The organism is Galbibacter pacificus, from assembly GCF_029603165.1.
Classification (GTDB): Bacteria; Bacteroidota; Bacteroidia; order Flavobacteriales; family Flavobacteriaceae; genus Galbibacter; species Galbibacter pacificus.
This window is the reverse complement of the sequence record NZ_JAQSVC010000007.1, coordinates 34,396-53,461: the sequence shown is the minus strand read 5'-3', so window position 1 is coordinate 53,461 and position 19,066 is coordinate 34,396. Positions and strand designations below refer to the sequence as shown.

Genomic DNA, 19,066 nt, shown 5'->3' with positions numbered 1-19,066 from the left:
TGTTGGAATTATTGTAATTTTACCAGCTCAAATTAGGCCAATTGAAAACCAAACTAAAAAAATCGTATCGATTTGCTCTTAGATCATCTGGCATGGTTACACTTTGTGCCACCATTGCCCTGTGCGTATTCTTTTATTTTGAGTTGAATTCTCCGCTCTACATCTTTATATTCATAGGCGCTATTTTTGCATTTTCATTTTTTATCATTCAATACCGTGTTGAAAACTTCATCTATAAAAGGGTAAAAAAAATATATGACGACGTTTCGCTACTGGAATCTACTTCGTTTCAAGATCAGCCAGTAACTACCGATATGCGTACTTTAACCGAAGAAATAGAAAAATTTGCCAATAACAAAAAGCTGGAAATAGAGACCTTGAAAGTACGCGAAGTTTACCGAAAAGAGTTTTTGGGAAATGTTTCGCACGAGCTTAAAACCCCTCTTTTTACCGTGCAGGGCTATATATTGACCTTGCTGGATGGCGCCATGAACGATAAAACCATTAGAAAAAAATACCTCAGCAGGGCAAGTAAGGGCGTAGAGCGCCTAATTTATATTGTGCGCGACCTGGACATGATTACCAAATTGGAAACGGGCGACCTTCATCTGGATTATGAAGATTTTGACATTATAGAGCTGGTACAGGGGGTGTTTGATTTAATGGAAATGAAAGCCAATAAAAAGAAAATCACCCTTACTTTCGATCAAGATTATAAAGAACCTACCTTGGTGCATGCCGACAGGGAACGTATACAGCAGGTGCTTACCAATTTAATTGTAAACTCTATAAAATACGGCAAAGAAGGCGGAACCACCGAAATAAGCATTGAAAATCTTATTAAAAACAAAGTAATTGTTAGGGTTACCGATAATGGCGAAGGCATAGAAAAACAAAATATCCCTAGGCTGTTCGAACGCTTTTACCGCGTAGACAAAAGCGGGAGTCGAAAAGAAGGCGGCTCGGGCCTTGGTCTCTCCATTGTAAAGCACATTATTGAAGCACACAAGGAAAAAATATATGTAGAAAGTGTTTTCGGGGTAGGATCGGAGTTTTCATTTACCCTCGAAAAGACTCAAAAAGCCGCTAATGTCGAAATTTGATGCTATTTCACTTAAACCTTTATAATTTTTTGTTCTTTCCAGCATTTCTATTGCAAACTCGTCCTGATTGCAATAGGGAACCAAGTTTTCTTGCTGAAGCCTTTCGGCCAGATATTCTTGCTCGTATTGCCCGGGCGTGGGTATAAAAAATGCCCTTTTCCCCAATTTAGCCAAATCCAAAACGGTGGTGTAGCCAGAACGGGAAAGTACCAGTTCACTTTCGTTAAAGGCATTTTCCAATTGAGCAGAATTCATATAATTATAGATGGTTGTATTTTTTTGCTGGGTTACCTGCTGTTCCTTTTCTATTTTTCCTTTTATAAAAAGAACAGCTCCCGAAAAACGCTCGGTTTCAACAAGTAAATGCTTTTCTAACAGGGTCCGCTGTGGCTCGGGCCCGGAGATAATTACCATTAAACGGTATTTTTTTGCCGTATCTTTTTTTTCAAGTCGGCTTAAAGCCCCGATGTATTTTATTTTTTCGTTTTTACATTGCAAATGTCCAAGCTTTCCGCTTAAATTAGGCTCGCCTTCAACATCGGGGACCCAACATTGGTTATATCGGTCAATTATTTTTTGATGTACCTTAGAACTAACCCACGTGGTATTGCCCGTTAATACGTTTAACTGATGTGTAATAAAAACACAAGGAACTTTTTTTGAATATACCCCCAAACGGTTATCCGAAATTATCCCACATAAATTATAGGCTTTCACCAAATGCTTTGTTTGTTGGTGTTCCTTTTTCATTGCTTTTAGGATTTTGGGCGAATCCCAAAGCATTTTAAGTTTGAAGTATTTTGCCTTTTCAGAATATTTAATTTTATACGAAGGCATTTCAACAAAAGTAAGGGCCGGAAATTCTTTTTTAAGTAAGTTCAATGCATCCCCGTCCGAAGCGATTATGGGCTCAAAATTATTTTCAAGCAAGCTTTTTATTATAGGAATGCACCGCGTGGCATGCCCCAAACCCCAGTTTAATGGGGCCACGAGAATTTTTTTCCTTGCCGGAGATATCTCGTTATCTATCTGGATTGCTGATTTCTGCTTACCTGAAATGCCTTTACGGTTTGGCTCGCCCTTGGGCTGTCGACTTTTAATCATAACTACAAATGAAGTCTATTTTCAACTAAGAAAGATTTCCTTAATTTTGCCTTTTAATTAAATAATTGTTGTGGGGAGTAAAAATAAACTGAAACGCTTCAAAGAGAACGAGACATTTCCAAACGTATTACAACCAAAAAGAGAGGATCTTGTTTATGGAGAATTTTTATTAAAAGGTAAATGGAACGAAACGTTTTTTAATAACGACAACCCCATTGTACTGGAATTGGGCTGTGGAAAAGGCGAATATACCGTAGCTCTTGCCAAAAAAAACCCGAACAAAAATTTTATAGGCATCGATATAAAAGGGGCTCGTTTTTGGCGGGGCGCAAAAACAGCCGTTGAAGAAAACCTCCCAAACGTTGCTTTTGTAAGGTCTCAAATAGAGCTTATTGAATATATCTTTAATGAAAACGAAGTTGATGAAATCTGGATTACTTTTCCCGACCCCCAAATAAAATACAAGCGAACCAAACACCGGCTCACAAATCTTGACTTTCTAAAGCGATATAACCACATCCTTACCAAAGATGGGGTAGTCCATTTAAAAACCGATAGCGAATTTATGCACGGTTATACATTGGGCCTGCTCCACGGCTTAAAATACGAGGTTCTTTATGCAAATCATAACGTATATAAAAACGAAGGGAGTCCAGAAGAAGTAACTTCTATACAAACTTTCTACGAAAATCAGTATCTTGAGGTAGGAAAACCTATTACTTATATAAAGTTTAAACCTAATTGATGCCACATTTAATCATTCTTTTCTTTGCTACCTTTTCTGCATCGCTCATGGCCATTGTTTTCCCTGGGCTTGTAAATATAACGGCCGCAAAGACAAGTGCCCAACGGGGAAAGACCAACGGAATAATATTTGCCATTGGCGCCTCGCTTATTGTGTCGCTACAGGCATATATTGGCGTGCTTATCTCAAAATACCTATACAACAACCCGTTTGTAATAGACATCCTCCTTAAAATTGCACTGGCTGTCTTTGCCTTTTTTGCCATTTATTTTTTTATCATGGCCAAGAAAAACAAAAGCACGAAAAAAGTAAGGCAGGTAAATATTGAAAACAAAAGGATCAATATTTTTTTAAAAGGGATGCTAATCGCTGCCCTAAATGTATTGCCAATAGCCTATTTTTGTGGCCTCAATGCCGCTTGGAACGTTTCCGGATGGATTAAATTTCAATTATGGGACATTCTTGTTTTTGTAATAGCAGCCGGTATGGGCACCTTTGCCATGCTATATATGTATGTTTTTTATTTTGATAAACTGGAAGACCGAACCGATACTTTTTCCCGTTATTCCGATTATATCATCAGTGCTTTAATGGCTTTGTTACTTATTATCACCCTTATCAGGTTGTTTTATATGGAAGCGTAAACCGGTTATTCTCCCAATAAAGAAGCTTATAATAATTTTCATTTTTCGGTTCTTTTTCACTTAACTTTACAATCCTACAGCATTCCAACCATGAAAGACAACCAAAACTTTTTTGAACGCGTATACGATGTTGCCCGGTTAATCCCCTATGGAAAAGTAACTTCCTATGGTGCCATTGCCAAATATCTGGGTGCCGCCCGAAGTGCACGTATGGTGGGCTGGGCCATGAACGGCAGTGGCCTAAAAGCCGATGTTCCTGCACATAGGGTTGTTAACCAAAAGGGAATCCTTACCGGAAAACACCATTTTCAAGGCACTAATTTAATGCAGCAATTGTTGGAAAGCGAAGGTATTCCAGTAAAAGACAATCAAATACAAAATTTTGAAAACTATTTTTGGGATCCGGCAAAAGAGCTTTAGGTATTTTTGTGTTTAAGGCTTGAAAATCCAGCATCACAGACATCAAAATGCAAAACTTTAACTTTTTTCTCCTTTAACTCTTTAATCAATTTTGTCTTTAACTCATTAAAGTTTATAATGAATCTGCTCAACAATTATCTAGTTTTTAATTTTTTTAAGTATTTTTTCAAAATCTGAAGGGTTAACTATTTTGGCAGTTCTAAAGGGATTGTGTTCTAATAAATCTTTATCTCCTGTAACTAAATAATCTGCTTTTGAGAAATCTATTAAATCTAACAGGAAATTATCTTTTGGATCTCTACTTATGGCATGAGTTGGTGTAACAGGAACTTCTATTGCAATTATTTCAAGTAGTTGGATTAACTCTTCTACGTTCTTTTGAGAAAAATATTTTTTAAGTTTCTTGCGTCTTGTAACCTCCTTTATTTCAATTAATAATTGCTCAGTAGTAATAATTATTATTCGTCCATCAACTATATATTCCTTTATAATTGTTAGCCGTTTACCAATAAGAAAACTTATCCATACGTTGGTGTCAAAAATTACCTTAATGCTTTTGCTTGCCATATAATTTTTGTCTTACCGCTTCTACTTCGTCATTAATAGATTCTATACTAAGTTCATCAGTTTTAAATTTATCAAGCAATTTAGACAATTTGGTTTTCACCCCCTCTTTTTCGAGTTCTTCTGTAAGTTTTATTTTTTGTTTTGTAGGTAACTTTTTTACCAATTCTAAAATTTGCTCAAAAGTTATATCTATTTGTATTGCCGTTTTCATAACTCCCTTTTTTCAAATTTAGTTAAAATTAATAATATTTCTCCGTCGATTCGTATCATGCATAAAACATTGTTCAAAAGATTAAAAAACTTACAGAGGAAATTTTAATCAGTAAAAATAAGTTTACATTAAACTTCTTCATCTTCAAAAAATTAAAATCCAGCATCACAAACATCAAAATGCAAAACTTTAACTTTTTTCTTCCTTTAACTCTTTAATTAACTCATCCTTCATCATATAACTTTACAAACTTTTCAACTTTACAAACTTTCAACGCTATAATTCAACATCTATTTAACTTCTAACTTTTAATACGTATCTTTGTAATTTAGAATGAGTTTAAAAAAGAATTGCACAAGAAGAATACATGAAAATAGATAAAAAAGAAGTGTTACGGGCACTCGAAACGATTTCTGTGCCTGGGGAAGGAAAGAACATGATTGAAAGTGGGGCCGTTACCAATGTAATGACCTTTGGAGATGAAGTAGTTGTAGATATTACCATTGGCAACCCAAGCCTTCAAGCCAAAAAGAAAACGGAGATTGAAATATTAAAGACCGTTCATGATAAAGTTTACCAAAAGGCAAAAGTTAAAGTGAACATTAAAGTTGAAGCACCAGAAAAACCTCAAATAAAAGGAAAAGCAATCCCGGGCATAAAAAATATTATTGCCGTTGCATCGGGAAAAGGCGGTGTAGGTAAATCTACCGTTACCTCAAATTTGGCGGTAACCCTTGCCAAAATGGGTTTTAATGTAGGTTTGTTGGATGCAGATATATACGGTCCCTCGGCCCCGATTATGTTTGATGTGGAAAACGAAAAACCGTTGGCCATCAACGTAAATGGAAAGTCGAAAATGAAACCTATTGAAAGTTATGGTGTAAAAATACTTTCAATCGGTTTTTTTACCCAACCAAACCAAGCGGTAATCTGGAGAGGGCCCATGGCCTCCAAAGCACTCAATCAAATGATTTTTGACGCTGCTTGGGGCGAACTGGACTTTTTGCTTTTAGACCTCCCACCAGGAACCGGAGATATTCACCTAAGTATTATGCAAGCGCTCCCAATTACCGGTGCCGTTGTGGTAAGCACTCCGCAAAATGTAGCCCTGGCCGATGCAAAAAAAGGAGTTGCCATGTTCCAACAGGAGAGCATTAACGTTCCCGTGTTGGGCATCGTGGAAAATATGGCGTATTTTACGCCCGAAGAATTACCAAACAACAAATATTATATCTTTGGTAAGGAAGGGGCCAAAAACCTGTCTAACGACCTGAAAGTGCCCTTTTTAGGCGAGATCCCATTGGTGCAGAGCATTCGGGAAGCAGGAGACGTTGGGCGTCCTGCAGCACTACAAGACAATACCCCACTTGAAGGTGCCTTTAAGGAGCTCACCAAAAACATAGTGCAAGAGGTAGTAAACCGCAACAAAAGCCTGCCTCCAACCGAAGCCATTAAAATAACAACAATGGCGGGTTGCGCAGCGGTAAAAAAATAATAATTATAAAAAAATGACGTCGGAAGAAGTTAAATTAAACGTAGAGAAAGCGCTTGAAGAAATCAGGCCTTTTCTTGAAAGCGACGGTGGCAACATAAGCCTTGTTTCCATCGATAACGACAAACTTGTAAAAGTAAAGCTTGAAGGAGCATGTGTTGGCTGTAGTGTTAACCAAATGACACTAAAAAGTGGTGTGGAAATGACCATTAAAAAGTATGCTCCGCAAATAGAACAGGTTATCAACATAGATTAATTAGGGTGCACTTAACAGGTTTTTACCACCCCAACACCCAACTTAAAAGACGTGGGGAAAATCTTGATAAATGCCCGTAAATAATAGTGGACAAGATAATAATCTTGCCCAAAATAATATTTTATAAAAAAGAGAAAGGCAGTAAACTCTTTTAAAAATTATTTTTCAATGATTAAAACAGATATTCTTATAATAGGTGCCGGACCAACAGGACTTTTTTCTGTTTTCGAAGCCGGATTGTTAAAATTAAAATGCCATCTTATTGATGCACTTCCACAACCCGGTGGACAATGTGCCGAAATATATCCCAAAAAGCCTATTTATGATATTCCAGCATATCCAGAAGTATTGGCAGGCGACCTCGTAGCTAACCTTATGAAGCAAATTGAACCCTTCGAGCCAGGATTTACTTTGGGCGAACGTGCCGAAACCATTGAAAAACAAAATGACGGTTCTTTTATTGTTACCACCAACAGAGGTACCAAACACCATGCGCCCGTTGTTGCCATTGCAGGTGGCCTGGGGAGCTTTGAACCCAGAAAACCACAGCTGGATAATATAACCAATTTTGAAGACAATGGCATTGAATACATTATTCGAGACCCTGAGTTGTACAGAAACAAAAAAGTAGCCATTGCCGGCGGTGGCGACTCTGCTTTGGACTGGAGTATTTTTCTGGCCGATGTTGCCAATGAAGTTACACTCATCCATAGAAGAAATGAGTTTAGAGGGGCATTGGATTCGGTAGAAAAAGTAGAATCCCTAAAGAAAACAGGCAAAATAAACTTAATTACACCTGCCGAAGTAACTGCGCTCCAAGGCAACGGAAAATTAGAAAGCATTACCATAAAACAAGAAGGTGAAGAATTCAATCTGGAACTGGATCACTTTATCCCCTTATTTGGGCTTTCGCCAAAATTAGGTCCTATTGCCAATTGGGGACTGGAAATTGAAAAAAATGCGATTAAAGTAGATAATACTTTGGACTACCAAACCAATATTCCCGGAATTTATGCTATTGGCGACGTAAATACTTATCCCGGAAAGTTAAAATTAATCCTTTGCGGGTTCCATGAAGCTACCTTAATGTGCCAAAGTGCCTACAAACGTATTTTTCCTGATAAAAAATATGTAATGAAGTACACAACCGTAAGTGGAGTTGACGGTTTTGACGGAAGCAGGAAAGAGGCAGAAAAAGCAGTTGTGAAATCTATTAAATAAGCCATTATTCCATAAATCAGGTATAGCATTCCAAATTTTAAACAGCCCTTATATACTGGTTACTAATTTTACATGCCGTTACCAAAAAATTTATTTCTCAAAAAGAAGTTTTAACAACAATTCCCTACTAAATTAGTAGACTGATAAAAACTTTTATTTATTTTTGTCGCTCAAAATTTTAACGAATGTCTGATATAACCATTAAGATAAAAGATAGAGAAGGTAACGTACACGAAGTACAGGCCCCAACAGATATGGCCATGAACCTTATGGAAATTGTACGTTCGTACGAGCTGGCCCCCGAAGGTACCATCGGTGTTTGCGGAGGCATGGCCATGTGTGCTTCTTGCCAATGTTATGTAACGTCAGACCATGTATTGCCCGAAATGAGCTATGACGAAGATTTAATGCTTGCGGAGGCATTTAATGTAAAAGATAATAGTCGCCTTGGTTGCCAGATACAAATGACCGAAGATCTTGACGGACTTGAAGTTGAATTGGCCCCCGAAATATAATTTTATTTGCTCAATATATTTTTCTTTTTCACCTCAAACAATATTTGAGAAACAAAACTGCTATAACATTCTTTAGAAGGGTGCAAACCATCTGAAGCGATTAAAGCAGGATTATTAAGCCCTTCCCTACTGATGTTGGTAATATTTACAAACGAAACCCCGTTGGCTTCAACTATTTTTTTTGCAAAAGCGTTGTATTGATCTATTTCGGTTGATATTTTTTTGGGATCTGGTTTTTTCTGTCCATAAGGGGTGTACGCATAATCGGGTATTGAAATTACAATTACACGGTTAGTATCGCCTCCCGCCAATTGAACGGCCTTGGTTAAAAGTGCCGGAAAATCTTCTTGGTACAACGAAAAATCCTTCCCTTGGTATTGATTGTTCACTCCAATTAACAACGTAACCAAGTCTTGGTTGCCTTGTGGCAAGGAGTCTTTTATTCCTTTAATCAAATCTGAAGTAGTCCAACCGGTTTTAGCTATAATCTGTAAAGCAACCTTCTCCTTTTCTTCATTTGCTATTTTTTCTAACAACTGAATAGGAAAACTACAGCTTTCGCATACACTTTCGCCTATGGTATAACTGTCGCCCAAGGCCAAATATTTAAACGTTGGGGTAGCTGGAGTAGTTGTTTGTACAACTTTTTTTTGTGTTGTACATCCTACAAAAGTAATAACTGCTAAAAAAAGTATAATTTTCTTCATATTATTCATTTTCTAATGCAAAGGCAATTATCTGGTTCCCTTTTGGGGTCCCTAATTTTTCGCCTCCACAAGCCAATACAATATATTGTTTTCCTTCAATTATATACGTTGAAGGTGTGGCAAAAGATGCCGCCGGAAGTTTTGTTTCCCAGAGCAAGTTACCATTATTTCTGTTAAAAGCTCTAAAATATCCATCTTTAGTAGCCGCAATAAACAAAAGTCCGTTTTCGGTAATAATGGGACCCCCATAATTTTCGGTGCCCGTTCGTTTATTGCCTAAACTTTCTGTAACCCCCAATGGTACTTGCCAAAGGTACTTTCCCGAATTTAAATCAATGGCAGACAATGTTCCCCATGGAGGGGCAATTGCCGGTAACCCATTGCTGTCTAAAAACTTGTTATATCCCGTATGCTTATACGGGGGTTTATATTTTAAATTTACGTAATTATTCTCAACTTCTTTCTTTTGCCCTTTATAAATATATGCTAAAATTGCCTCCCTCTCGTCCTTGGATAGCTGTGGAAATCCGGGCATCATTCCTTTTCCCGAATTTATCAAATCGAGCACATTTTCTTCTGTTAGCCTATCCGAAAGGCCTTTCAACGATGGATACCCGCTCTCCGGCAATCCGCCCATATCTTTTTGATGACACGTGGCACAATACATTTTGTAAAGACCAGAGCCATCAATACTAGTTCCGGAAGAAATTTCTTGTGTTTCTTCCATTTGTAATATCCAAGGCATTTCATTTGCATTCACATATAAAATTCCGTTTTTAGCATCGGCTCCCGCCCCGCCCCACTCGGCACCGCCATCATAACCGGGCAACAATAAAACGGGACTCAATCCCGGAGGGGCATATATTTCTTTGTTAAAAGTATTGAACCTCTTTTTTAAAGCTTCCTTATTTCCTGCAAACGGACTAATATCGGCTTCTGTTAAATCGCTGCTCTGCCGTGCAAATGGCTTGGGTAATTTGGGAATGGGCTGTGTTTTCCATGCTTCTTCTCCATTTAATGTTGAAGCGGGAACAGGTACTTCATCTATATCGAACAAAGGTTTTCCGGTAATTCTGTTGAAAACAAACACATAGCCTTGCTTGGTTACTTGGGCAACGGCTTTAACAACCTTTCCATTGCGTTTAACTTCTATTAAATTGGGCGGCGCCGGCAAATCGCGGTCCCAAATATCATGGTGCGTAAATTGATAATGCCATAAAAGTTTTCCTGTGCTGGCATTGAGCGCCAATAAACAATTGGCATATAAATTTTGCCCCTCCCTGTTGCCGCCATAAAAATCGGGGGCCGCAGAACCTGTAGGTACGTAAATAATTTCCTGCTTTGTATCTACGGCCATTCCTGCCCAATTGTTTGCGCCGCCAATCATCTTGTTTGTATAAGCTTCTTTGTTTTGCCATGTATTGTATCCTTCTTCATTTGGATAAGGAATGGTATGGAATGTCCATTCCAGAGCACCTGTTTTTACATTAAAAGCCCGAATATCGCCCGGGGCCGCATCCGCCCCTTCCGATAGGCGTACCGGCATAATAATTAAATCCTTAAAAACAGTCCCCGGTGTATTGGATATTATAAATTTTTTCTGTGCAGATTTGGGTAGCCCAAGGTGCAAGTCTACCCTGCCATTTTTCCCGAATGTTGATATAGGCTTTCCCGAAATGGCATTTAAGGCATATAGATATGGGCCTACGGTATACAAAATACGCTTATCGTTTTTTTCTTCCCAATAGGCCACTCCGCGACTGGTACTATGCCATGCTTTTAACGTGTCGCCAAACTTCCAGACTTCTTCCCCGGTTACAGCATTCAAGGCAAAAGCCTGAACTTTTGCTGTAACGCCATAAACAAGGCCGTTTTCAATTATCGGGTTCATTTGCATCTGACCGCTGTCCCTCAATTTATGCGACCATACAATTTTTAGCCGGTTTACGTTTTGGGGCGTAATTTGAGATAGATCTGTATAATGATTTCTATCGGAACCTCCCAAATAATCGTTCCATTTGTATGTTGATGGTCCATTTTCTTCTTTGGCGCACGACAAGAACATTAACAACATAAACAAAAAGGAAAACTTCTTCATTTTTAGGTTGTTTTATAGTCTATTATTTTTTTTGGGCCTTCCAAAACGGCCCTTACAATTTGCAAAAAGCCATCGTCGGTAGTGTCTACATACCATTTTATAAGTGCTATTTCCCCATTTTGAATTTCAATTCCCGTAATGCTTCTTGGGTGTACACAACTGCCATCGTTAAAATAGGCAATATCTTTTGGTTCTGGAAACCGTGGGCGGTGCGTATGCCCGGTAATGGTAAACTGATTCTTCCTGTCGGCTATCCATTTTTTTGTACGGCGTTCTATTTTTATAAGTTCGGTATTGTTTTTTGCGGGGCTGGTGGGATCGGAAATTCCAACAACCTGTAGCGACCTCCATAACACCCTTACCATAAAACGGTTCCACCTCCAAAAGGTATGGTTACGCCAATCGGCCTGGTGCCCATGCGCCAAAAATATTTGTTGTTTTGTTTTTTTATGCTGAAGGATAATTGCCTCGTGGTATTCCAGTCCGGGCATGAACGGCACTTTCTCGCCTAAATTTGGGTCCAACCAAGTATCGTAATGTTTTTTTATTGTTTTTTTATCTTGATAAACCATATCGTGATTACCATAAAGCAAGTACAGCCTATTGGCATCGTGAAAATGTTTTAGCAATAAAAAAACATTTTTATGCGATTCGAAAAGACTGTTAAAGTGAAGGTTTTCCCACAATTCGTTTCCATCGCCCAATTCGCAATAGGTAAAGCCTTCGTTGTAGTATTGTTTTAACGCATGAAAATAAGTATTTCTATTGTTTGCAAAATCATCGGCAAAACTATTGTCACCCCGGTGGCAATCGCTAAAAAGTATATATTTTGAAGTATCGTCGAACTCGACAATCTTTGCGTTTTTAAAAGCCTTATCAAAACGTTGGTGTGTAGACATGCCTTAAAAATAAATATTTAATTTCAATATTTACCATTTAATGGCGTGCCCCTCAAAAGGAAATAAACTTTCTACATAATAAAAAGCGTTATCCCTATTTAATAGGTGCTACTTTTTGCAAGAGCGAAATTTCCTTTTCTATCCCTTCCCAAAGAACAATTCGTTTAAGCAACGCTGTTTTGGCAACCTGTGTTACCTCGTTCCATTTTTCTGAATCGTTTCCGCATAGTTCTTCGATCATTTTATGGGCAAGTGGGCCATGGGTATCGCCATCTACTTCTATATGTCGATCGAAATAGTAAATTAATTTTTCAAGCATAAGTTCCGGGAAGTCCTTTTGCATGCTTTTTAAAATTGCCGTAAACATTTCTGGTATTAAATCTTCCCTGCCAAAAGTAAACGCGGCGGCTATTTTATGTGGCTTTCCTTCTGCGATGAGCTTGAAGGTGAAGGTTAAAAATTCTTTTATCGAAGCGTTAAGGTCGGCTTTGTCAATTGTCTGCAAAATTGTTTCCATACCGGCTATGGAGTTCACAAAACTTTCTATTTCATCTGTTGGGGCATCACAAGCCTCCATTGCCTCAAGGTACATTTCGTAATGACTTTTATAATTACCCTGCTTGTCTACATCGGTTTCTTCACCCAATACAATTTCGTTAATAAGGTATCTTGTTTGTGGTGCTCCAACAGGTTTCCACGGCAGTGTTGTGCATGTTAATGAGTTTTGGAGCGCTTTTAGTAAGGACATAAAGTCCCAAACTGCAAATACATGGTGCTTAAGGAACAATTGTAATTCTTGTGGCGTTTGTATTTTACCATATAGTTCATGGGTTAGTAATGCACGGCGTTCTGCATTAATTGTATTCTTTACAGACTGTATCATGGAATTTTTCGGCAAAAATATTTTATTAATCTGTGAGAAACAAGTTTTACATGCTTTATCGTTTTGGTATTCAATAGCATGAAGCGTGGTTGCCATGATACTATAATTTTTTTCAAAATAATTAGTATTATAGTTTATTTTTGTAACTTCATATTCTAATATCAAGAAAGCATAGCATTTCCCTTTTATTTCCCCCCAAGTAATTTTAATAAAAAACATGTTGAGGAAATTTTCAATACCAAGTTCTCTCTTCTTTACTATACAATTATGTTATACACAGCATGGCATTAGTAAAGAATTTATAACGCAATGGCAGATTCTATTAAGCCGGTTGATTATACCAATTTCGACCTAAATGAGCTTACATATGTTATTGCCAGTACTTCTTTGATATTGCCTGAATATAATAGGGAAAAGGATTCTTTGCTTGAAGTTTTAAAAAGGAACGTTACCACGTTAAAGGAAAGAGATCGCCTGCAAAGCTATTTTATATTGATGCTCTAGAATTTTAACCATCATTATAGTCAACTTAACGAAACACAATGACTGGGGATTCCTTAAAAAAATATGTCCATAAATTTCCAGAGGGCAACAACTACAAATTATTTACATTAGAGGTGCTCATAGCCACAAATTATATTGAAGTAAACAATTATATCCCGGGCATAATTATTGTCAACACCTTGGTGGGGAAAAAATCAATATAAAGACCTGGGCTACCTCCCGAGCACATACCTTGCATTGTCGCGGGCATATTTTAAAACGTTTCAATTTGACAAATGTATTGAAATCCAAGATGAAGTTTATTCCATTGCTTCGGTTTATTCTACTAAAGAATTTCAGGAATTCTTAAACAGGTATATCCCCAGCAACCTTATTGAAATTTCGCTTTTTGAGTACATGGGGGATCAGGACAAAAAACACCTCATCGATGCAAAAAACCATCTTGACAAGATGCTTGCAAAATATCCGGACACTTTTCAAAAAGAAAATCTATGGTCTTTTTTATATCACTTAAGAAAAGGATACATCGCCTATTTTGAAAATAACTTTGAAACCGCCCAAAAAGAGCTTGAAAAGGTAAACCCAACAGGGCTTTTTGATAGTTTTTACATCCGGTTGGACTATTCTAAAAAAGTATTGGCCGCGTAGCTTAAAATGGAAAAAAATAAAGAAGACGAAGCCCTTTCCTTTCTTTTAAACAACCTGTCAATAGAACCTACAGATAATATCTACAAGGAGTTTATTGCCAAAAAACTTTATAAAAGGTTGAAAAAAGATGAAGATTATGCAAATGCCAACAAGGTCCTGGAAGAAATTCATGATGCCGCTATTACCAAAGAGGTATACAAACACCAAGGCGAAATAGCTATTGCAGACAGGGATTACAATCTTCATAAAAAAGAACTGGAAATCGTTACCCTTAAGAACAAGCTAAGCGAAAAAAGGAACAGGGACCTTTTACTGTACTCCTTGAGCACTATTTTAATTTTGTTGCTAATTGGAATAACTATATTGAGGGCAAAGCAGAACAGAATTAAAAATTTAATAAATGAAGAAAAACACAACTAACGGATACGGTTGCTTGAAGATTCGCTAAAAGATGTTGACAGGAAAATTACAGACAACAGAAAAGAAATAGGGAAAAAATACACAACGATTTATTGAGCAATATTATGGCAGTAAAATACCTTACACCCGATTATAAAAAGAACGCCACTACAGAAAGTTCCAAGCAACGGTTTTCTTCAATCATCGAAGAATGGGACACTATATACCGCGATTCCAGAAATTTTGCTCACAGCCTTATCAATGGAGAAAAAGAAGACCGCCACTTAAATATTGTAGAATACCTGGAAGGGCTACAGCACCAGTTTGACGAAGTAGGTTTGTTGCATATTACCGTTACCATGAGCACCGATGTAAAAGAGCATAATATAAACTCCTTTAACAAGGAAGAACAGAGGGTCATTTACCATTTAATAAAAGAAAGTATTTCCAACACCATTAAACACGCCAATGCAAAAAACCTGGACATCCATATCACCATTAAGCACAACACTTGCTATATTAAGCTCCGGGACGATGGCCATAAAAAGATAAAATCGAAATTCACGGCCCAAAGCAATGGCATTGGACAGCAAAGTTTGACCAAAATATTTAACAAAATCGACGGAAACATTTCCTTTACGCCAAAAAGGCATGGCTATACCGTTGTAGCCCCTTTCCCAATTAGGCCAGAAGAATAACTATCTATACTACAAATTCTGTTTTTGCTGTTTATAAAATGCATCGGCCTGAAGTTGCAAAACCTCTCGCGCTGTTTTTCTTTTGTACTGATATAGTTCATCATCGGCGGCTAAATCTTCATACACTTTATCATTAATCATGGCATCGGTTGCCAATTGTTGCTTGCGCTGATATTCTTTTTGTTCCACCCAATTTTTAACGGTGCTTTCTGCATCTTCCAGCTTGATATCGTATTCGCCCTTGGGTGCCAAAAGCTTGGATATTATTGGTGCCGTTTCTATAGCCAAAAACAATAGAAAAATAAAAAACGAAGGCAGCCACGGCAATTTATCCAATGCATTGACACGTGCCATAAGCCCATCGAAACCATCAATGGTTGGTTGGGTGTTCTCTACTTTTTTTAAATACCCCTCTTGCAACGAGGCAATTTCGGCTTCCTTAACTGCTATTTTGTTATTGTTTTTATCCCTCAATTCATCGAGTTCTGCAAGGGCTGTATCGTGTTTTTCCCTTTTTTCTTTATAAACAGGGCCCTTCCCAATTTTTAAGGTACCTTCCCTGCCTTCGGCTTCGGCTATATAAGTATTGTATAAACTGTTCACTTCGTTTTCTTTTTGGGATATTTCATTCTTCAAACCATTAATTTCGGTTGAAAGTTCCTCCATTTGTGGCGTGTACTGAAGTGCCAATTGCTCCTTGTTATCGAGCGTCATTTGGTTTTTTTCTTCCAATAACACCTGGTCAATCTCCTTTTGGAATATTTTCAACTCAAGTGGTTTTGCAATTACAACAGCAATGATAATGGCCAGAACAATTCTTGGTAAAGCCTGCAATAGCTCGCTTTTAAAATCGTCTTTCTTTTTAATGGTTGAAACAATAAAACGGTCCAGGTTAAAAATAAGTAGCCCCCAAACCAAACCAAAGAAAATGGACGTCCATATAGAATCGAAAACCGTATACAATGCATACGATGCTGCAATGGTTGCCATTACGGCCGTAAAAAATACGGTGCCTCCAATTCCGGCCTGTTTTATCTGTTCGGCTTTGGAACATTGTTCAAGAATATCGGTATCGGCGCCCGAACACATCCAGAAAAATTTTTTCATCATAACATAATTAGGTTTAAGATTGATACTCCATATAACGCCTAAACTATAAAAATCTTACATTTTTTATCATAATTAATCTTTTACAGCTTTGATTTCCAGTGTTTTCAATTTATTCCACAGATCGGGCTCGTCCAATGTAACCGTTTTCGTATTCAATAAATAGCGTTCTCTTTTTCCTTCAAAGGCTTTTTGCAATTCTTGCTCTAAATCCATTATCGTCCCTAATTCTAAATCTTCATCTGCATAAACCCTATATACAACCCCATTATATTTAAAAGCAGGTTGTTGTCTTACATAATTGCGGGTATAGACTTGAACTTCGTTCAAGTTTAAAACATTATCCTTGATCTTTATTTTACCTTCATAATTAATAATGACATTTATATATAATACAGACTGATGTTTTGTTGTTGATTGTGCCAATGCTCCATTACAAGCTATTATTAAAAAGAGCACATATAAGATTCTATATGTAATTTTCATGATTTTTTATGGTATAATTAGTCAATAGCCATAGTACAATCAAATACTATTCCATAAAAAACCGAGGCATTTGCCCCGGTTTTATCGTAAAAACAATGTTTATATTTAAAACTTACTTGTTATGCTCCAATAGATAATTAGTAATGAGCGTATACAAATGCCGTGATGTGTTCTGCCCTTCGTAAATACCATGCGAACGGTTGGGGTACACCATTAAATCAAACTGTTTGTTCTGCCGTATCAATTCATTTATTAAATATTCGGTGTTTTGGTAATGTACATTATCGTCTCCAGTGCCATGGACTACCAATAAATTCCCTTCCAAGTTTTTTGCATAAGTTACGGGCGATCCTTCTATAAAGTCTTCCTTATTCTCTTGCGGCAACCCCATATACCTTTCTTGATAAACATTATCGTAAAACAACTGGTTGGCAACCGCAGCAACGGCAATACCGGTTTTATAAACTTCCGGATATCTAAACATTAAATTCAATGTCATGGAGCCGCCACCGCTCCAGCCCCATACTGATATGCGGTCTGTATCTACAAAATTCCATTTTAAAACTTCTTTTGCGGCCAATGCTTGGTCTTTGGTGTTTACAACCCCTACTTTTCTGTAAATCGACTTACGCCAATTACTGCCCTTTAAAGAAGGCGTTCCACGGTTGTCCATTTTTATTAACACAAAACCCTGTTGTGCCAAAAACATATCGTACAAACCAATCCAGCTATCGGTTGCCATTTGCCCCCAAGGCTCGCCATATACATTAAACACTACGGGGTATTTTTTAGACGCATCAAAATTGGCAGGCTTTGTTATACGTCCGTCAATTTCAATTCCTTCGGAAGTGGTTACCGTAAAAAATTCGGTGACGGGCATTTCCAAATTGCCCAGTTTTTGTTTTAGCCGCTCATTAGACACCAAGGTTATAATGGTGTTATGGTTTAGCAGGCTAATCAAGCGCGTGGTCCTTGGCGTATTAATATCTGTATGATTATGAATGGCATATTTGCCATTTGGGGCAATATTATAAGTGTTAATCCCACTGTACAATTCGGGAGTCAACCTTTTTAAAGTCCCTTTTCCGTTTAACGGAACACTATACAAATACCGTTGCGTAGGATTGTCGGGCGAGGCACTAAAAAACAACTCTTTCTTTGAAACGCCATAAAACGATGCCACATCGTACTCGCCAGGCGTCAATACTACTTTTTCTCCGGTTTTAACATCAACTTTATAAACATGCCGCCATCCGTCGGTTTCTGTCATGCGCAAAAAGGCAGTGTTGTTACCGGTAAGCAACAATGTATTTCCGCCCCACTGGTTGGACGACACATCTGGATACCCAATATCCACCCACGTGTCTTCTGTTTCGGTATAGATTTTTTTGACCGAATTTGTAGACGGACGGTAGGTGTAGATATTTAGTTGGTTTTGTTTTCTGTTTATTTGCTGAATCAACAATAAATCGTTGTCTACCCATTGCATTCCGGGAAGGTAATGTTGCACCGGATCTCCCGGAATGGCTATCCAGTCTATTTTTTTAGAGGAAGTATTTACCACCGCCACTTTAGCACTCGATGGATCTTGCCCTACTTTTGGATATTGAACAGGAATTGGCTTTGAGTAAATGGAATCGGTATTGTTAATCATGTAAAAAGTCCCGATTTTTGATGCATCCAACTGCCAAAAGGCAATGTGTTTTGCATCGGGGCTCCATGAGAAACCGTCGCGCATACCAAATTCCTCTTCATACACCCAATCAAATGTACCGTTAATAATATCTTTGGTACCATCGGTAGTAAATTGTGTAATTTCTCCGGTATTAAAATCTTCTTTGTAAATATTAAAATCGTGTACATAGGCAACGTACTTATTATCGTTTGAAAATTTGGCGAACATAAGCGACGATGACGGAAATTTCTTCCCTATTTGTTGCAACTTTTGGGTATCAAAATCGTATACCCAATAATCGCCTTTTGTATTAGACCTCCATACCCTGCTGGAATTTGTAAATATCAATACTTTGCTCTCGTCTTCAGAAAGGGTAAAATCTTCAATAGGCAACGCTTTTGACGTTTCTGTAGAAGTTAATGCTTCCGCAGCAACAAACACCTCTTTTTTATTGTTTTTACTGATATATTTTATCAATTGGTCTTCTCCTTCATCGTTTTTTTCAATAGTTACAAAGGCATCGCCCCCAGATATCCACGAAATGGGCCGTTGGTAATCCCCCCGGTATTCCGAAGAATTATAAATAGCATCCAATGTAAGCTTTTCCTGTGCCTGCGCTATGGTACAAACCGTTAGGAAAAAGTATAAAAGCCAGTTTATTTTTTTCATTTTTATCTAGTAAGT

At 37.7% G+C, this 19,066-nt stretch carries 23 protein-coding genes; 13 read left to right on the top strand and 10 right to left on the bottom strand.

The genetic code is table 11. The annotated features are described in order from the left end of the window. Positions 1–41 precede the first annotated feature (41 nt). Positions 42–1,103, top strand: a complete 1,062-nt coding sequence (locus PSF86_RS16430) for a sensor histidine kinase (RefSeq protein ID WP_277901184.1) — start codon at positions 42–44, stop codon at positions 1,101–1,103. On the opposite strand, the gene PSF86_RS16425 is transcribed toward PSF86_RS16430, so the two are convergent. After that, the gene (locus PSF86_RS16425; protein ID WP_277901183.1) at positions 1,056–2,207 is read right to left on the bottom strand and encodes a glycosyltransferase; all 1,152 of its coding nucleotides are present in this window, start codon (positions 2,205–2,207) and stop codon (positions 1,056–1,058) included. The genes PSF86_RS16430 and PSF86_RS16425 overlap by 48 nt on opposite strands. Before the next feature lie 70 nt (positions 2,208–2,277). Between PSF86_RS16425 and trmB the strand changes: the two genes are divergently transcribed. The 3 genes from trmB (at position 2,278) to PSF86_RS16410 (ending at position 4,016) form a co-directional block, all read left to right on the top strand. Then, positions 2,278–2,952 carry a tRNA (guanosine(46)-N7)-methyltransferase TrmB gene (trmB, locus tag PSF86_RS16420; protein WP_277901182.1) on the top strand — a complete coding sequence of 225 codons (675 nt, stop codon included), beginning with the start codon at positions 2,278–2,280 and terminating at the stop codon, positions 2,950–2,952. Continuing rightward, entirely contained in the window at positions 2,952–3,596 is a 645-nt protein-coding gene (locus PSF86_RS16415; RefSeq protein WP_277901181.1) for a LysE family transporter, read from the top strand. The genes trmB and PSF86_RS16415 overlap by 1 nt, the downstream gene beginning before the upstream one ends. Positions 3,597–3,686: 90 nt before the next feature. After that, positions 3,687–4,016: an MGMT family protein gene (locus PSF86_RS16410; RefSeq protein WP_277901180.1), complete on the top strand. Its 330-nt coding sequence runs from the start codon at positions 3,687–3,689 to the stop codon at positions 4,014–4,016. A gap of 138 nt (positions 4,017–4,154) precedes the next feature. Here PSF86_RS16410 and PSF86_RS16405 read toward each other — a convergent pair whose 3' ends face one another. Both PSF86_RS16405 and vap15 read right to left on the bottom strand, forming a co-directional pair. Then, positions 4,155–4,583 carry a putative toxin-antitoxin system toxin component, PIN family gene (locus PSF86_RS16405; protein ID WP_277901179.1) on the bottom strand — a complete coding sequence of 143 codons (429 nt, stop codon included), beginning with the start codon at positions 4,581–4,583 and terminating at the stop codon, positions 4,155–4,157. Continuing rightward, complete coding sequence (gene vap15, locus PSF86_RS16400) at positions 4,564–4,794, bottom strand: type II toxin-antitoxin system VapB15 family antitoxin (protein WP_277901178.1); 231 nt, start codon at positions 4,792–4,794, stop codon at positions 4,564–4,566. The genes PSF86_RS16405 and vap15 overlap by 20 nt, the downstream gene beginning before the upstream one ends. A gap of 367 nt (positions 4,795–5,161) precedes the next feature. Between vap15 and PSF86_RS16395 the strand changes: the two genes are divergently transcribed. From PSF86_RS16395 to PSF86_RS16380, 4 genes are all read left to right on the top strand, one after another. Then, positions 5,162–6,289: an Mrp/NBP35 family ATP-binding protein gene (locus tag PSF86_RS16395; RefSeq protein WP_277901177.1), complete on the top strand. Its 1,128-nt coding sequence runs from the start codon at positions 5,162–5,164 to the stop codon at positions 6,287–6,289. A gap of 13 nt (positions 6,290–6,302) precedes the next feature. Continuing rightward, positions 6,303–6,542: a NifU family protein gene (locus PSF86_RS16390; RefSeq protein WP_277901176.1), complete on the top strand. Its 240-nt coding sequence runs from the start codon at positions 6,303–6,305 to the stop codon at positions 6,540–6,542. Between the two features lie 168 nt (positions 6,543–6,710). After that, the gene (locus PSF86_RS16385; RefSeq protein WP_277901175.1) at positions 6,711–7,763 is read left to right on the top strand and encodes an NAD(P)/FAD-dependent oxidoreductase; all 1,053 of its coding nucleotides are present in this window, start codon (positions 6,711–6,713) and stop codon (positions 7,761–7,763) included. A gap of 185 nt (positions 7,764–7,948) precedes the next feature. After that, complete coding sequence (locus PSF86_RS16380; RefSeq protein WP_277901174.1) at positions 7,949–8,278, top strand: 2Fe-2S iron-sulfur cluster-binding protein; 330 nt, start codon at positions 7,949–7,951, stop codon at positions 8,276–8,278. A 2-nt stretch (positions 8,279–8,280) separates the two neighbouring features. Here PSF86_RS16380 and PSF86_RS16375 read toward each other — a convergent pair whose 3' ends face one another. The 4 genes from PSF86_RS16375 to PSF86_RS16360 all read right to left on the bottom strand — a co-directional run bounded on the left by PSF86_RS16375 (position 8,281) and on the right by PSF86_RS16360 (position 12,865). Further along, the gene (locus PSF86_RS16375) at positions 8,281–8,985 is read right to left on the bottom strand and encodes an SGNH/GDSL hydrolase family protein (protein WP_277901173.1); all 705 of its coding nucleotides are present in this window, start codon (positions 8,983–8,985) and stop codon (positions 8,281–8,283) included. Position 8,986: 1 nt separating this feature from the next. Next, positions 8,987–11,083: an outer membrane protein assembly factor BamB family protein gene (locus PSF86_RS16370; RefSeq protein WP_277901172.1), complete on the bottom strand. Its 2,097-nt coding sequence runs from the start codon at positions 11,081–11,083 to the stop codon at positions 8,987–8,989. A 2-nt stretch (positions 11,084–11,085) separates the two neighbouring features. Continuing rightward, positions 11,086–11,982: a metallophosphoesterase family protein gene (locus PSF86_RS16365; protein WP_277901171.1), complete on the bottom strand. Its 897-nt coding sequence runs from the start codon at positions 11,980–11,982 to the stop codon at positions 11,086–11,088. Positions 11,983–12,076: 94 nt separating this feature from the next. After that, on the bottom strand, positions 12,077–12,865 hold the full coding sequence (locus PSF86_RS16360; protein WP_277901359.1) for a DUF3050 domain-containing protein: 789 nt from the start codon (positions 12,863–12,865) through the stop codon (positions 12,077–12,079). Positions 12,866–13,174: 309 nt separating this feature from the next. On the opposite strand from PSF86_RS16360, the gene PSF86_RS16355 reads away from it, so the two are divergent. From PSF86_RS16355 to PSF86_RS16335, 5 genes are all read left to right on the top strand, one after another. Then, the gene (locus PSF86_RS16355) at positions 13,175–13,369 is read left to right on the top strand and encodes a hypothetical protein (RefSeq protein ID WP_277901170.1); all 195 of its coding nucleotides are present in this window, start codon (positions 13,175–13,177) and stop codon (positions 13,367–13,369) included. 38 nt (positions 13,370–13,407) lie between these two features. Next, the gene (locus tag PSF86_RS16350; RefSeq protein WP_277901169.1) at positions 13,408–13,572 is read left to right on the top strand and encodes a hypothetical protein; all 165 of its coding nucleotides are present in this window, start codon (positions 13,408–13,410) and stop codon (positions 13,570–13,572) included. Then, complete coding sequence (locus PSF86_RS16345) at positions 13,538–14,017, top strand: hypothetical protein (RefSeq protein ID WP_277901168.1); 480 nt, start codon at positions 13,538–13,540, stop codon at positions 14,015–14,017. Before PSF86_RS16350 ends, PSF86_RS16345 begins: the two co-directional genes overlap by 35 nt. A 6-nt stretch (positions 14,018–14,023) precedes the next feature. Further along, complete coding sequence (locus PSF86_RS16340; RefSeq protein WP_277901167.1) at positions 14,024–14,437, top strand: hypothetical protein; 414 nt, start codon at positions 14,024–14,026, stop codon at positions 14,435–14,437. Positions 14,438–14,541: 104 nt separating this feature from the next. Continuing rightward, entirely contained in the window at positions 14,542–15,114 is a 573-nt protein-coding gene (locus tag PSF86_RS16335; protein WP_277901166.1) for a sensor histidine kinase, read from the top strand. Positions 15,115–15,123: 9 nt separating this feature from the next. Here the strand turns inward: PSF86_RS16335 and PSF86_RS16330 are convergent, their stop codons facing one another. The 3 genes from PSF86_RS16330 to PSF86_RS16320 form a co-directional block, all read right to left on the bottom strand. Continuing rightward, complete coding sequence (locus tag PSF86_RS16330; protein ID WP_277901165.1) at positions 15,124–16,224, bottom strand: DUF4407 domain-containing protein; 1,101 nt, start codon at positions 16,222–16,224, stop codon at positions 15,124–15,126. Between the two features lie 72 nt (positions 16,225–16,296). After that, a complete protein-coding gene (locus PSF86_RS16325; RefSeq protein WP_277901164.1) occupies positions 16,297–16,707 on the bottom strand; it encodes a hypothetical protein in 411 nt (136 codons plus the stop codon). A 112-nt stretch (positions 16,708–16,819) separates the two neighbouring features. Beyond that, positions 16,820–19,051, bottom strand: a complete 2,232-nt coding sequence (locus tag PSF86_RS16320; protein ID WP_277901163.1) for a S9 family peptidase — start codon at positions 19,049–19,051, stop codon at positions 16,820–16,822. Positions 19,052–19,066: the final 15 nt, after the last annotated feature.